The following is a 14,178-nucleotide window of genomic DNA, read 5'->3' as shown; positions in this document are numbered from 1 at the left end:
CCGGCCCACCGCCGGATCCGGACCTGGGAGGGTCGATGGAGTTCGACTTCGCGGAGGAACAGCCGAAGTTCCTCATGCTGATGTACGGGCTGATCGCTTTCGTCGCGGTGGTGGGCGGTCTGCTCCTCCTGCTCGACGTGGTGCCGGCCTGGTTCGCCCGCCGCCGGGAGGCGCAGCTCGTCGCCGCGTCCGCCAGCGGCGCCCCGCTCCCCCGCCGGACGAAGCCGCGGGAAGGCCTGTTCGCGCTCTTCTTCCTGCTGCCGACGGTGCTGCTGCTCCTCATCGGGCTGGTCGTGCCGGCCATCCGCACCGTGCTGCTCTCCCTGATGGACGCGGAGAGCGACAACTGGGTGGGGCTGGCCAACTACACCTGGCTGTTCTCCGAGGACTCGATCGTCCGGGTACTCATCAACACCCTGGTCTGGGTGCTCCTGGTGCCGCTGGTGGCGACCTCGTTCGGCCTGATCTACGCCGTGCTGGTGGACCGGGTCAGGTTCGAGGCGTTCGCCAAGTCCCTCATCTTCCTGCCGATGGCGATCTCCTTCGTCGGCGCGAGCATCATCTGGAAGTTCGTCTACGCCTACCGCGGCGAGGGCGACCAGATCGGCCTGCTCAACCAGATCGTGGTCAGCCTCGGCGGCGAACCCAAGCAGTGGCTGCTCGAATCACCACTGAACACGCTGCTGCTGATCGTGATCATGGTCTGGATCCAGGCCGGCTTCGCCATGGTGGTGCTCTCCGCCGCCATCAAGGCGATCCCCGCGGACATCGTGGAGGCCGCCCGGCTCGACGGCGTCAGCTCGTGGCAGATGTTCCGGCAGATCACCCTGCCGAGCATCCGACCGGCGCTGATCGTCGTCGTCGTGACCATCACCATCGCCACGCTCAAGGTCTTCGACATCGTCCGGACCTCGACCAACGGCAACTACGACACCAGCGTGATCGCCAACGAGATGTACAACCAGGCGTTCCGGTACGGCCAGAACGGGCAGGGCTCCGCGCTCGCGGTCTTCCTCTTCATCCTGGTCATCCCGGTCGTGATCTACCAGATCCGCAACCTCCGTCAGCAGCGGGAGGGCTGAGATGACCACCGCCACGCCCACAGTCGCCGCCGGCACCCAGAAGACCGCCGGCCCCTCCAGCACCGTCGCGGGACGGGTCCGCAAGCGGCTGAACAGCCGTACCGCGACCCTGGTCTCGATCGTCATCGCGGTGGTCTGGACGGTCCCCACCTTCGGCCTCTTCATCTCCTCGCTCCGGCCGGAGGACGAGATCAAGACGACCGGTTGGTGGACCGCCTTCACCAACCCGCAGTTCACCCTGGAGAACTACCAGCAGGTGCTCTTCGGGCGGTCCTCGTCGTCCGGGCAGCTCGCCAGCTACTTCATCAACTCGCTGGCGATCACCATCCCGTCGGTGCTCTTCCCGCTCGCCTTCGCGGCGCTGGCCGCGTACGCCCTGGCGTGGATCAACTTCCGGGGCCGGGAGTGGGTCTACATCGCGATCTTCGCGCTGCAGATCGTGCCGCTCCAGATGGCCCTGGTGCCGCTGCTGCGGTTCTTCTCCACCGGCGTCTCCATCGCCGGCGTCCAGGTGCTGCCGGCGTGGGACCTCGTCGACGAGCAGAAGTTCGCCCAGGTGTGGTTCGCGCACACCTGCTTCGCCCTGCCGTTCGCGGTCTACCTGCTGCACAACTTCATCTCGCAGCTCCCCGGCGACCTGATGGAGGCGGCCCGGGTCGACGGGGCCAACCACCCGAGGATCTTCCGCACCATCGTGCTGCCGCTGATCACCCCGGCGCTGGCCGCGTTGGGCATCTTCCAGTTCCTCTGGGTCTGGAACGACCTGCTGGTCGCGCTGATCTTCGCGGGCGGCAGCAACGAGACGGCCCCGCTCACCGTCCGCCTCGCCGAGATGGCCGGCACCCGGGGCAACGAGTGGCAGCGGCTCACGGCCGGCGCGTTCGTGTCGATCGTCATCCCGCTGATCGTGTTCCTGTCCCTCCAGCGCTACTTCGTGCGAGGCCTGCTCGCCGGCAGCGTCAAGGGCTGACCGCGCTTCCGCCGCCGCCCGGCGTACGGGCGGCGGCGGGCGCGGACACGGAGCGGGGGAACCGTGACGAGGATCGATGATGTCGCCCGGTTGGCGGGAGTCTCCACCGCCACCGTGTCCCGGGCGCTGCGCGGCCTTCCGACGGTCTCGCCCGGGACCCGGCGCCGCGTGCTGGCCGCCGCCGAGCAACTGGACTACGCGGTCTCGCCGAGCGCGTCCCGGCTGGCCGGCGGCCGGACCGGCACCGTCGCGGTGGTGGTCCCCCGGATCACCCGGTGGTTCTTCGCCACCGTGGTCGAGGCGGTCGAGGACTTCCTCCACCAGTCCGGTTACGACCTGCTGCTGCACAACCTCGGCGGCCGGGAACAGATCCGGCAACGGGTGCTGCGCACCGCCAACCTGCAGAAGCGGGTGGACGCCGTCATCCTGGTCGCCACCCCGCTGCACGCCGCCGACCTGACCGCGCTCGCCGCGCTCGACCTTCCCGGCGTGACGATCAGTTCCGGCACCGGCGTCCCGGGCTGGCCGTGCGTCCGCATCGACGACGTGGCCGCCGCGCGGACCGCCACCCGGCACCTGCTCGACCTCGGCCACCGGCGGATCGCGCACATCTCCGGCGACCCGGACGACGAGCTGGCCTACACCACGCACGTCGACCGGCGACGCGGCTACCAGGCGGCGCTGCGGGCGGCCGGGATCCGGCCGGACCCGAGCCTCGACGTGGAGTCGCAGTTCACCGTCGACGGCGGCAACCGGGCCGCCACCGAGTTGCTGGCCCGCGGCGAGCCGCCGACGGCGATCGTGGCGGCCTGCGACGAGATGGCGATGGGCGCGATGACGGCGCTGCGCGACGCCGGTCTGCGCGTACCGCAGGACGTGAGCGTCGTCGGCATCGACGACCACGACCTGGCCGGCGCGCTGGGCCTGAGCACGGTGGCACAGCCGGCGGCGGAGCAGGGCCGGCTGGCCGCCCGGATGCTGCTCGACCCGCTCGGCGCCCGGACGCTCGACTCCGTCGCCGTCCGGCCCCGCGCGCCGGTCGCCGGGCCGGACACCGCGAACCCGCCGGTGATCCTGCCCACTCGGCTCGTCGTCCGCGAGTCGACCGCCCCACCGCGGGCACACTGAACGGGACTTCCGCCACCGTCGCCGGAGGCCCCCACCCGCACGACCGCACAACACACGGGAGAAGGCCCTGAACACCAACCAGTCACAGCAGAGTCCGTCCGGCGACCCGATCACCGGCTGGTGGACCGAAGCAGTGATCTACCAGATCTATCCGCGGTCGTTCGCCGACTCCAACGGCGACGGAATCGGTGACCTGCCGGGCATCACGTCCCGCCTCGACCACCTCGCCGAGCTGGGCGTCGACGCGGTCTGGCTCTCCCCGTTCTATCCGTCGCCGCAGGCCGACGCCGGCTACGACGTGGCCGACTACCGGGACGTCGACCCGCTCTTCGGCGGCCTGCCGGACGCGGACAAGCTGATCGGCGAGGCCCACTCGCGCGGCCTACGGGTGATCGTCGACCTCGTGCCCAACCACACCTCCTCCGCGCACCGGTGGTTCACCGCGGCGCTGGCCGCCCCGCCCGGCAGCCCCGAGCGGGCCCGGTACGTCTTCCGGGACGGTCGTGGCCCGGACGGCGAGCAGCCGCCGAACGACTGGCAGAGCGTGTTCGGCGGGCCGGCCTGGACCCGGGTCGTCGAGCCGGACGGCCGCCCCGGCCAGTGGTACCTGCACCTGTTCGACACCGGCCAGCCCGACCTCAACTGGGACAACCCCGAGATCCGGGCGGAGTTCCTCGACGTCCTGCGGTTCTGGCTGGACCGCGGCGTGGACGGCTTCCGGGTCGACGTGGCGCACGGCCTGATCAAGCAGGCCGACCTGGCCGACTGGCAGGAGCCCCAGGAGATCCTCTCCGGCAACGAGGGCGACCGGCCCCGCCCGCCGATGTGGGACCAGGACGGCGTGCACGAGATCTACCGCGACTGGCGGCGGGTGTTGGACGGCTATCCCGGCGAGCGGGTCCTGGTCGCCGAGGCGTGGGTGGAGCCGGCCGAGCGGCTGGCCCGCTACGTGCGGCCGGACGAGATGCACCAGGCGTTCAACTTCGAGTACCTGCTCGCCTCGTGGACCGCGCCCGCCCAGTACGCGGTGATCACCCGCTCGCTGGAGGCGACCGACGCGGTGGGCGCCCCGACCACCTGGGTGCTGTCCAACCACGACGTGGTCCGGCACGCCTCCCGGCTGGGTCTGCCGGTCGGCACGCCACGCCCGAACGGTATCGGCGTCGGCGACCCGCAGCCGGACGCCGCGCTCGGTCTGCGCCGGGCCCGGGCGGCCACCCTGCTGATGCTCGCGCTGCCCGGCTCGGCCTACCTGTACCAGGGCGAGGAGCTGGGTCTCCCGGAGCACACCACGATGCCCGACGAGGCCCGCCAGGACCCGACCTGGGCGCGCAGCGGGCACACCCAGCGCGGCCGGGACGGCTGCCGGGTGCCGATCCCGTGGGAGGCCGACGCCCCGTCGTACGGTTTCGGGCCGACCGACGCCAGCTGGCTCCCGCAGCCGGCGACCTGGGCCGAGTACGCCCTGGACCGGCAGCGGGACGTGCCCGGGTCGACGTACGAGATGTACCGGACCGCGCTGCGGCTGCGCCGCGATCACGGGCTGGGCCACGGGACGCTGCGCTGGCGGGAGTCCGGTGACACGGTGCTGACCTTCGACAACGGCGGGCTGACCGTGCTCACCAACTTCGGCGAGGCGCCGGTGCCGCTGCCGTCCGGCGCGGAGGTGCTGCACTCCAGCGCCCCGCTCACCGAGGACGGCGCCGTCGGCACCGACGTCACCGTCTGGTACCGCGGCTGACCCGACGGCGGCACAAATCCAGGGGGCTCCGGCACGCCGGGGTCCCCTGGCCGTGCTCACTCCTCCAGGCGCTCGCCCCGGTTGTGCAGCAGGTGGTTCACGGTGTCGATGTCCTCCGGCGAGGTGCGCGAGGCCAGCCAGTACATGATGCCGGTCGGCACGAAGAAGAGCTGGAACGCGGCCAGGCCGACCGCGTAGTTCAACGGCGGCGGGAACGCCGTACGCAGGGCCTGGAAGGCCGCCCCGACCAGGTAGTTGCCGGTGGCCCGCCCCACACCGTTCACCAGGTTGCCCAGGCTGTAGACCGTCCCCCGGTGCTCCGGCGGGTTGACGTCGGCGATCAACGCGAACCAGTTCGGCGCGTTCGCCGAGGTCAGGGCCAACGCGAGCAGCGCGGCGAGCAGGCTCAGCCCGACCGACGGCTCGGTGAACACGCTGCCCAGGACCGCGCCGACCACCGCGCCCGTGCCCGCGCCGTCGGGCACGTCGATGCGGATCGGCACGAAGAAGAGCACCAGGTAGAACGGCAGTGCGGCGAGGATGCCGATCGACGCGACCATCGCGCGTCCCCGGGGCGTACGCCGCTGCACCGCGTCGCCGATGAGCCCGCCGACGATGGAGAACACGCCGCCGAGCTGGAACAGGGTGGCGAAGACACTGCCCACGGCGATCGCCGTCGCGGTGGAGTAGCCCTGCGCCTCCGCGCGCTGGGTGAACAGCACCGGCAGCCACACCAGCGAGCCGAAGGCGGCCTGCGCGGTCAGCCCCTGGAGGATCAGCCACCGGTTGGTCCGCCGGCCCAGGATCCGTGGCACATCGGCGCGGCTGATCCGGTAGTCGTAGTCGCCGCCGGCCGCGAGCGCGCCGGCCAGCTCCGGCTCGCTCTGCCCGCGCCGGATGTCGTACGTGAACAGGTAGGCCAGGGTGGCGACCAGCCCGGTGACGGCGAGCACCCAGAACGGCCGGCGCCAGTCGGAGCTGCCGAGCAGGCCACCGACCAGGGTCCCGGCCAGCGTCCCGGCACCCTGGGACAGCCCCCAGAAGCTCATCACCAGCCCCCGACGGCGGGGCGAGATGAGGTCGGTGACCACCGAGAAGCCGACGGACCCGACCGCGCCGAGGCCGATCGCGGCCACGAACTGCGCGACCAGGAACACGGCGTAGCTGCCGGCGAGCGCGCTGCCGCCGGTGCCGGCCGCCCAGAGCAGCGTGCCGATCATGAGCAGCGGCTTGCGGTGGGTCCGGTCCCCCACGTACGCCCAGCAGACCGCGGCAACCGCGCTGACCAGGAAGCTCACCGCGGTGACCAGCCCGAGCAGCCGCTGCGGCACGTCGAACGCCGCGGAGATCGGCCCGTACAGCGGCGGGATCAGCCCGATCGCCACGTTGTCCAGCGAGGCGAGCAGGACGAACACCACGACGCTGTACAGCCGGTGCCCGGGACCGCCGCCCCAGGCCCGCGCCATCCCACCCCGGGCCACGGTCATGCCTGACAGCCAACCAGGCCGGGAGGGGGGTGCGTGGCCGGGGTGGCTCAGCCGTCGGTCCGCAACGCGGCCACCGGTTCGATCCGGGACGCCCGCCAGGCGGGGTAGATCCCGGCCACGAGCCCCACCACGGCCCCCAGGAGCGCGGCGCCCGGTGTCAACCACGGTTCCATGACCGGCGTCCACTGCCGCAGGTAACCGACCCCGACCACGGTCAGGACGCCGAGCGCCGCACCCAGGACGCCGCCGAACAGCCCGACCAGCGCCGACTCCAGCATGAACAGCAGGGCGACGGAGCCGCGGGTCGCGCCGAGACTGCGGCGCAGGCCGATCTCCCCCACCCGCTGCAGCACGGACACCAGCATCGTGTTGGCGATGCCGACCGCGCCGATCGCCAGCGTGACCGCCGCGAGCACCAGGAACAGGGCCTGGGTGTCGGCGGCGACCTTCGCCCGGGTGGCGGCCGGCTCGGGCGGGCGCTGTGCCACCAGCGCCTCCGGTTGCTGCGGTGCGAGGGCGAGCGGGGCCTGGCCGGCGACCGACGCCGCCGCCCCGACGGCCGTCTCCACCACGACGGAGAGCGGCGAGACGAGGCCGAACCGGGCGCGAGCCGTGCCGTCCGGCAGGATCACGGCGTCGAGCAGGCTCGGCGCGCGCTCCACGGTGGCCAGCACGCCGATCACGGTGAACGCGCGGTCCCCGACGAACACGGCCGGCGCCTGGCTCACGTCGGCCAGGTGCAGTCGGGCGGCCAGCCGAGCGCCGAGCACCACGACGGGGTCGCGCCGGTCGCTGTGCCCCTGGTCGTACCAACGGCCGGAGAGAAGCCTCCCCCGGACGGCGGGGAGGAGTTCCGGCGAGGCCGACACCAGCGGCGGCTGGGTGACGTCGCTGGCGAGCGGATCCACGACGGTGGTCGCCCGGACGGGTGTGCCGGGCAGGTCCAGCGTGCTCATCGTCCCGGCGGCCACCACCCCGTTCAGCCGCTCGACACGTCGCGGAGCGTCCCAGGGAATCGGGCTCTGTGCCCGCTCCGGGCCACCGTCGTTGGCCGGCAGGACGGTGACGGAGGTCGCGGCGAGCTCGTCGAAGTGCGACACGATGCGGGCGCCCGCGGTGGTGGCGAGACCGAGCGTCGCGACCAGCGCGGCGATGCCCACCACCACACCCAGGGCGGTGAGCAGCGTGCGGTGCACCCGGGCGCGGATGCCGGCCAGGGCCTCGGCGACCAGGTCACGCATCGGTCGGCACCTCGCGAACCGTACCGTCGACGATCTCGACGCGCCGCCGTGCCCGGGCCGCGACCTGCCCGTCGTGGGTGACCATGAGCACGGTCTGTCCCTCGTCGTTCAACCGCACGAAGAGGGACAGCACCTCCTCCGCCGTCGCCGAGTCGAGATTCCCGGTCGGCTCGTCGGCGAGGAGCAGCTGCGGGCGGATGGAGAGCGCGCGGGCCACGGCCACCCGCTGCCGCTCGCCGCCGGACATCGTCGTCGGCATCGCCCGGGCCCGGTCGGCGAGACCGACGCGGTCCAGCGCCTCGGCCGCCCGCGCGGCCCGCAGGCGGCGCGGACAACCGTGGTAGAGCAGGGCGACCATGACGTTCTCCAGCGCCGACCGGTGGGGCATCAGGTGGAAGCTCTGGAACACGAAACCGATCCGCGAGGCGCGCAGCCGGGTGCGCGCCCGGTCGGACAGGGCGGACACGTCCTCCCCATCCAGCAGGTAGGAGCCCGAGGTGGGTCGGTCGAGCAGACCGAGGATCTGCAACAGCGTCGACTTGCCCGACCCGGAGCGGCCGGTGATCGCGACCCACTCGCCGGCCCGAACCACCAGGTCCGTGGGTCGCAACGCGGTCACCGGCCGGACGGCGGGATAGACGCGACCGGCGCCGCGCAGCTCGACCAGGGGGGTCACGACCGCGCACCGACGACGACGAGGTCGCCCTCGGCGAGGTCCCCGCCCGTGGCCCGCACCTCGGCGAACCCGCCCGACGACAGCCCCACGGTCACCGGCACGTCGCGGCCACCCGCCGGACCCGACACGCGGACCCGGGCCGCCCCGGAGGCGTCCGTGACCAGCGCGGCCAGCGGCACGGCGAGCACCGCACCATCGGTGCTGGAGATGGGCACGCGGATGCGTACGTCGCGGCCGTGCAGCTCCGCGGGCACGGCGCCGACCGGCCTGATGCGGATCTCGTACTGCCCCTCGGAGGCCTCGCCCGTGCCCGGCTTGTCGGCCACGTGGGAGACCTCGCCGCTGAAGGTCGCGACGCCGTCACCCTCGTCGAGCTGGGCCCGCTGCCCCACCGTGAGCAGGCCCCGCTCCTCCCCGGAAACCGCGCTGGTCACCTCCAAAGCGGCGGCCGTCAGGCTCATCACCGTGCCGTTCGCCTCGCGCCCCAGGGCCGTCTCCACCTTGTCCACCCGTCGGGGCAGCGCGGGGACGAAGGCCACCTCACCCCGGGGCACCCGCGACCCGACGGTCGACCGCAACCGGGTCAGCGCGCCGCGCGCCTCGTCCTGACGTCGGACCGCGGCCGCGACCGCCGCCTCCGCCGCGCCCGCGTCGGCGGACCCGGCCAACTCGGCCAGATCGGCCCGGGCCAGCTCCAGCGTCACGCGGGCCGCCTCCACCTCGGCGTCGAGCCGACCGATCGTGGCGGGCGGCGCGCCCTCGGCGATCGCCGCGTCCCGCTCCCGCGTCGCCGCCTCGACGTCGGCCTCGGCACTGCGGACCCGGGCCCGGGCCACGCTGAGCTCCGCCGCCGACGGCCCCTGCCGCGCCGTCCGCAGCGCCGCCCGGGCGGTGTCGACGGCGGCCTCGGCGGCCGCGACGCGCTCGCGTGCCGCCGCGAGTTGCTGCTCCTGCTCCGCGGTCGGCCCGACGGGCGGGTATCCGGCGGCCCGGTAGAGACGGTCCACGCCGGCCGAGGTCCGCGCGTCGAACGTGTCGTCCGGCAGGCCGGTGAAGTGGCCCAGGCGGGCCAGCGCGCGCTCCAGCTGTCGGACGTCCGGACCGGTGCTGCCGGGCGCCAGCGCGCGGTACATCGGGATGGCGCCGTCCAACAGGATCACCGGCCGACCGGACACCTGGAGCGCCACGTCCCCCTCGTCCAGGCTCACGCCGGGCCTGGGTACGCGGCCGGTGACCACCAGCTTGCCGAGCCGGCCGTCACCGAGATCGGTGTCCACCGTCAACGCCTGCGGCTCGGCGAACCCGAGCATGCCGCGGACGACGACGGAGGTGGCGATGACCCGCCGCTCCACGGGCACGGTGATGGCACCGGCCTCGGGCGGCGCGGCGTGCTGGGCGGCCTCCACCGGCGACTGGATGGAGCGGCCCGCCCACCAGCCGACCGCCGCCGCCAGGACCGCGACCGCCAGCAGCGTCGACAGCGCGCCGGGACGCCGTGGGCGGGCGGCCCGACCGCGTGCCGCCAGCCGGCCCCACAGCCCGCGGAGCGCCGTCCCCGTCACAGCTCACCGGCCAACGCCTTGTCCAGGTACTCCCGGTAGACCTGCTTGTAGAGGTCGTCGTAGGGCCACTGGCAGGGCTCGGTCTGCCGCGCCTCGGCGATCTCCCGCTCCTGCAGCCTCTTCAGCTCACCGAGTTCCGTGCCGCTGAAGACGTCCGAGAGGCGCAGCGCGGCGCTGTCCCGGCCGGCCTCGTCGGCCTCGGCGACCGCCCGCTCGAAGCCGTCTCGGAACTTCTCGGCCGCCTTCGCCAGCCGCAGGGACCGGGCGTCACCGCTGTCGAAGCCCTTCTCCTCCAGGCAGGTGCGTCGCACCTCGCCCGCGCGGACGACGCGGGGGTCGGCGTCCACGGCGCCGTAGATCCGGTCGCTGCGCGCCGACTGTTCGGGGCTGAGCCGCAGGTTGGCGACGTTCGGCGCCGGGCCGAAGCGCTCCTCGGCCTCACGGCGGCAGCGCTCCAGCCGGCCGCGCCAGCCGCCGACCTGCTCCGAGGTCATCCCGGCCAGCGCCCGCCGGTTGGGGTCGACCCGCCGGGTGCCCGGCGGCAGGTAGTCGATCAGGGTGGTCAGCCCGTACCCGTACTGCCGGACGAACTGCTCCCGGCTGAGCCCCAGCGCGATCCGCCGGTCGACCGCCCACTGGTCGATGAAGGGCTGGTAGTCGTAACCCTCCGCCTTCATGCACCCGACCAGCGCGCTGTTGACCTGGTCCCAGTAGGCGAGCGTCTCGTCCCGGTTGTCGTCGCCCCGGTCGAGGGCCTGGGCCATCACCTCCTCGACCGGTTTGGCGGCGCCGGAGTCGGTGGCCGGCTCGGCGGACGAGCAGCCGGCGACGACGGTGGCCGCCAGGGCCACACACGCGAGCCTGAACGCTTTCATGCACACCCCGTCACGTTCTGGGCTGCCGGGCCGGCCCGGGGAGGGCCGACCCGGAGCGATCAGGTCAGTAGGCGCCGTTGTAGTAGTTGGTGCTCAGCGCCCCGGTGGCGGTGAGCTGGCCGCGGAAGTCGGCCCACACGTTGCCGTTCTGGTCCCAGAAGGTGTAGTTGTAGCCGGCGGAGTCGCAGCTGGTGCCCTGCGTCCCGACGTAGCTGGGGTCGTAGTAGCGGATGGAGAGACACGAGCCGTCGGTGTAGGTGTCGCTGATCTTGCCGTAGTAGACGCCGTTGCGGTTGCAGGTCTCCGGCGAACGCAGCTGCTCCACACCGCGCTTGACGCCACCGATGTAGACCTGGACCGGCGAGCCGTAGTTGCTCTCGTAGCAGCCGGCCTGGGCGGGCGCGGCGACGGCCTGGACGGCGACGATCCCGCCGGCCGTCAGCGCGAGCGCCGCGACGGACGCCCGTAGTTTCCTTCCCGGTAGACGCTTCACATCGACTCCTCCCGTTGGGTGACCGAACGGTAATCAGCCGGATGCGCTGCGCGCTGCCCCGCCCGACCGTCCACGGTGGTGGGACGGCGGGGAGGGTCGCAGCCAGTCACCGTTCTCGATGCAGCAGGCACGACCGGGCCCACCGCCTGGGACGCCGAGCTGCGCCGACGGCCGAGCCCCCGGCCGAACGGACCGGGGGCTCATGACCAACAGTTAACGTTGCAGATCGATAACGAGACGGTTCAGCGGTTGATCACCTGGTCGCGGGCCTCGGCGTAGCGCTCCCGGACCGCCGGGACCGGCTCCGCCGCGTACTCCTCGGTGCCCTCGACCGCCCACTCCGGCGGCGTCTTCCCACCGAGCGCGACCCAGGCGGCCTGGCGGGCGGCCCCGTCGGCGACGTACTCGCCGGGTGGCGGCACCACCACGGGGCAGCCGAACACCTGCGGCGCGATCCGACGGACGGCGGCCGAGCGGGCGCCACCGCCCACCAGGATCACCCGTCGGGGGGTCACCCCCTGGGCCACGATCGCGTCCAGGCCGTCGGCGAGGGCGCAGAGCATGCCCTCGACGGCCGCCCGGGCCAGGTGCGCCGGGGTGGCGGTGCGCAGGGTCAACCCGTGCACCGCGCCGGTGGCGGTCGGCCGGTTCGGGGTCCGTTCACCCTCCAGGTAGGGCACCATGACCAGCCCGTCCGCGCCGGCCGGCGCGGAGAGGGCCAGGTCGGCCAATTCATCGAGACCGACCCCGAGCATCGACGCGGCGGCGTCGAGCACCCGGGCCGCGTTGAGGGTGCACACCAGCGGCAGGAACCGGCCGGTGGCGTCGGCGAAGCCGGCCACGATCCCGCTGGCATCCGCGGACGGACCCTCGGCGACGCTGAACACCGTGCCCGACGTGCCGATCGAGATCACCACGTCACCCGGGCCGGCACCGACGCCGAGCGCGGCGGCCGCGTTGTCGCCGGTCCCCGGCCCCAGCAGCGCACCACCGCCGGCGGGACCGGTCGGCCGGCCGTCGGTCGACAGCGCGCCGGGGTGCAGCTCCCCCGCCGGGTCGGCGGGCCCGAGCACGGTCGGCACCCGCAGGCGCCGGCCGAACGCCTGCTCCAGCAGGTCGAACCGGTATTCGCCGGTGGCCGGCGACCAGTAGCCGGTGCCGCTGGCGTCACCCCGGTCGGTGCGCAACGCGGCCAGGTCGGTCGCGCCGGCCAACCGCCAGGTCAGCCAGTCGTGCGGCAGGCAGACCGCCGCCACCCGGGCCGCGTGCTCCGGCTCGTGCCGGGCCAGCCACCGCAGCTTGGTCGCGGTGAAGCTGGCGACCGGCACGCTGCCCACCGCGTCGGCCCAGAAGCGTCGGCCGGTCTCCCCGCCGCCGGCCTCCGCGACCAGGTCGGCGGCGGCGTCGGCCGAGCGCGTGTCGTTCCACAGCAGGGCGGGCCGGACGACGTCGCCGGCCTCGTCCAGCGTGACCATGCCGTGCTGCTGACCACCGATCGACACGGCGACCACGTCGGACAGCCCGCCGGCGGCGTCGACCGCCGCCCGCAGCGCCGTCCACCAGGCCGCCGGATCGACCTCCGTGCCGTCCGGGTGCGGCGCCCGGCCCTGCCGGACCAGGGCGCCGCTCTCCGCGTCACGGACCACCACCTTGCTCGACTGGGTAGACGAGTCCACCCCCGCGACGAGCGGCATGACGACCGCCTCAGCGCGCGCCGAGCAGGTGCTCGACGGCGAGCTGGTTGAGCCGGACGAAACCGAAGCCCCGCGCGGCGGTCGCGTCCACGTCGAAGTCCTCGAACGCGGAGCGGTCGGCCAGCAGGTCGGCGTAGCTCTCACCGTCGGCCAGCGTCGGGGTGGCCAGCTCGGTCACCTTGCTGGCGGCGAGCGCCTCGGCCACCTCCGGGTCGGCGCGGAACGCCGCGGCCCGCTCCTTGAGCAGCAGGTAGGTCGCCATGTTCGCCTCGGCGGACGCCCACACCCCGGCGATGTCCTCGGTGCGGGACGGCTTGTAGTCGAAGTGCCGGGGACCGTCGTACGCGGGCCCGCCACCCGGGCCGCCGTTCTCCAGCAGGTCGACCAGCGCGAACGCGTTCATCAGGTCACCGTGGCCGAAGACCAGGTCCTGGTCGTACTTGATGCCGCGCTGGCCGTTGAGGTCGAGGTGGAACAGCTTGCCCTGCCAGAGCGCCTGGGCGATGCCGTGGGCGTAGTTGAGCCCGGCCATCTGCTCGTGGCCCACCTCGGGGTTGAGGCCGACCAGCTCGGGGTGGGCCAGGGTGGAGATGAAGGCCAGCGCGTGCCCGACGGTGGGCAGCAGGATGTCGCCGCGCGGCTCGTTCGGCTTGGGCTCCAGGGCGAAGCGCAGGTCGTAGCCACGGTCGATGACGTACTGGGTGAGCAGGTCGACGGCCTCGCGGTAGCGCTCCAGCGCGGCCCGGACGTCCTTGGCGACGTCGTACTCGGAGCCCTCCCGGCCGCCCCACATCACGAAGGTCTTGGCCCCCAGCTCGGCGGCCAGGTCGACGTTGCGCAGCACCTTGCGCAGCGCGTAGCGCCGGACGTCGCGGTCGTTGCTGGTGAAGCCGCCGTCCTTGAAGACAGGGTGGGTGAAGAGGTTGGTGGTGACCATCGGCACGACCAGGCCGGTCTCGTCGAGGGCCTTGCGGAATCGGGCGATGTGCTGGTCGCGGGTGGCCGCGTCGACGCCGAACGGGATCAGGTCGTCGTCGTGGAAGGTGACGCCGTACGCGCCGAGCTCGGCGAGCCGGTGCACCGACTCGACCGGGTCCAGGTCGGGGCGGGTGGCGTCGCCGAACGGGTCGCGGGCCGACCAGCCCACGGTCCAGAGCCCGAAGGAGAACTTGTCGGCGGGGGTGGGACGGGGTGCCATGGCAACCTCCGGGGTGTGGTCCATTATTTTG

At 73.3% G+C, this 14,178-nt stretch carries 12 protein-coding genes; 4 read left to right on the top strand and 8 right to left on the bottom strand.

Annotated features, from left to right (window positions below; genetic code table 11):
* Positions 1-35: 35 nt before the first annotated feature.
* The 4 genes from GA0070620_RS27640 (at position 36) to GA0070620_RS27625 (ending at position 4,921) form a co-directional block, all read left to right on the top strand.
* Entirely contained in the window at positions 36-1,082 is a 1,047-nt protein-coding gene (locus tag GA0070620_RS27640; protein ID WP_091595664.1) for a carbohydrate ABC transporter permease, read from the top strand.
* Position 1,083: 1 nt separating this feature from the next.
* Positions 1,084-2,052 carry a carbohydrate ABC transporter permease gene (locus GA0070620_RS27635; RefSeq protein WP_091595662.1) on the top strand — a complete coding sequence of 323 codons (969 nt, stop codon included), beginning with the start codon at positions 1,084-1,086 and terminating at the stop codon, positions 2,050-2,052.
* 63 nt (positions 2,053-2,115) lie between these two features.
* Entirely contained in the window at positions 2,116-3,180 is a 1,065-nt protein-coding gene (locus GA0070620_RS27630; RefSeq protein ID WP_091595660.1) for a LacI family DNA-binding transcriptional regulator, read from the top strand.
* 67 nt (positions 3,181-3,247) lie between these two features.
* Entirely contained in the window at positions 3,248-4,921 is a 1,674-nt protein-coding gene (locus GA0070620_RS27625; RefSeq protein ID WP_091595658.1) for a glycoside hydrolase family 13 protein, read from the top strand.
* Positions 4,922-4,977: 56 nt separating this feature from the next.
* Here the strand turns inward: GA0070620_RS27625 and GA0070620_RS27620 are convergent, their stop codons facing one another.
* From GA0070620_RS27620 to xylA, 8 genes are all read right to left on the bottom strand, one after another.
* Complete coding sequence (locus GA0070620_RS27620) at positions 4,978-6,408, bottom strand: MFS transporter (protein ID WP_091595656.1); 1,431 nt, start codon at positions 6,406-6,408, stop codon at positions 4,978-4,980.
* A 47-nt stretch (positions 6,409-6,455) separates the two neighbouring features.
* The gene (locus tag GA0070620_RS27615; RefSeq protein ID WP_091595653.1) at positions 6,456-7,649 is read right to left on the bottom strand and encodes an ABC transporter permease; all 1,194 of its coding nucleotides are present in this window, start codon (positions 7,647-7,649) and stop codon (positions 6,456-6,458) included.
* The gene (locus tag GA0070620_RS27610) at positions 7,642-8,325 is read right to left on the bottom strand and encodes an ABC transporter ATP-binding protein (RefSeq protein WP_091595651.1); all 684 of its coding nucleotides are present in this window, start codon (positions 8,323-8,325) and stop codon (positions 7,642-7,644) included. Before GA0070620_RS27610 ends, GA0070620_RS27615 begins: the two co-directional genes overlap by 8 nt.
* Positions 8,322-9,887, bottom strand: a complete 1,566-nt coding sequence (locus tag GA0070620_RS27605; protein ID WP_091595649.1) for a peptidoglycan-binding domain-containing protein — start codon at positions 9,885-9,887, stop codon at positions 8,322-8,324. The genes GA0070620_RS27610 and GA0070620_RS27605 overlap by 4 nt, the downstream gene beginning before the upstream one ends.
* Entirely contained in the window at positions 9,884-10,762 is an 879-nt protein-coding gene (locus GA0070620_RS27600) for a hypothetical protein (RefSeq protein WP_157741717.1), read from the bottom strand. Before GA0070620_RS27600 ends, GA0070620_RS27605 begins: the two co-directional genes overlap by 4 nt.
* A 64-nt stretch (positions 10,763-10,826) precedes the next feature.
* Positions 10,827-11,255, bottom strand: a complete 429-nt coding sequence (locus GA0070620_RS27595) for a hypothetical protein (RefSeq protein WP_091595645.1) — start codon at positions 11,253-11,255, stop codon at positions 10,827-10,829.
* Positions 11,256-11,497: 242 nt separating this feature from the next.
* On the bottom strand, positions 11,498-12,949 hold the full coding sequence (gene xylB, locus GA0070620_RS27590; protein ID WP_091595643.1) for a xylulokinase: 1,452 nt from the start codon (positions 12,947-12,949) through the stop codon (positions 11,498-11,500).
* 10 nt (positions 12,950-12,959) lie between these two features.
* A complete protein-coding gene (gene xylA / locus GA0070620_RS27585; RefSeq protein ID WP_091595641.1) occupies positions 12,960-14,147 on the bottom strand; it encodes a xylose isomerase in 1,188 nt (395 codons plus the stop codon).
* Positions 14,148-14,178: the final 31 nt, after the last annotated feature.

The organism is Micromonospora krabiensis (assembly GCF_900091425.1).
Taxonomy (GTDB): domain Bacteria; phylum Actinomycetota; class Actinomycetes; order Mycobacteriales; family Micromonosporaceae; genus Micromonospora; species Micromonospora krabiensis.
Note: the sequence above shows the minus strand (reverse complement) of the source record. Positions and strands in the feature narration are given on the sequence as shown.

What these genes read in the sequence shown, in the direction of transcription:
- GA0070620_RS27640 (WP_091595664.1), top strand. Translation starts at nt 36, where the DNA reads ATGGAGTTCGACTTCGCGGAGGAACAGCCGAAGTTCCTCATGCTGATG.
- xylB (WP_091595643.1), bottom strand. Translation starts at nt 12,949, where the DNA reads ATGCCGCTCGTCGCGGGGGTGGACTCGTCTACCCAGTCGAGCAAGGTG.
- GA0070620_RS27615 (WP_091595653.1), bottom strand. Translation starts at nt 7,649, where the DNA reads ATGCGTGACCTGGTCGCCGAGGCCCTGGCCGGCATCCGCGCCCGGGTG.
- GA0070620_RS27600 (WP_157741717.1), bottom strand. Translation starts at nt 10,762, where the DNA reads ATGAAAGCGTTCAGGCTCGCGTGTGTGGCCCTGGCGGCCACCGTCGTC.
- GA0070620_RS27620 (WP_091595656.1), bottom strand. Translation starts at nt 6,408, where the DNA reads ATGACCGTGGCCCGGGGTGGGATGGCGCGGGCCTGGGGCGGCGGTCCC.
- GA0070620_RS27635 (WP_091595662.1), top strand. Translation starts at nt 1,084, where the DNA reads ATGACCACCGCCACGCCCACAGTCGCCGCCGGCACCCAGAAGACCGCC.
- xylA (WP_091595641.1), bottom strand. Translation starts at nt 14,147, where the DNA reads ATGGCACCCCGTCCCACCCCCGCCGACAAGTTCTCCTTCGGGCTCTGG.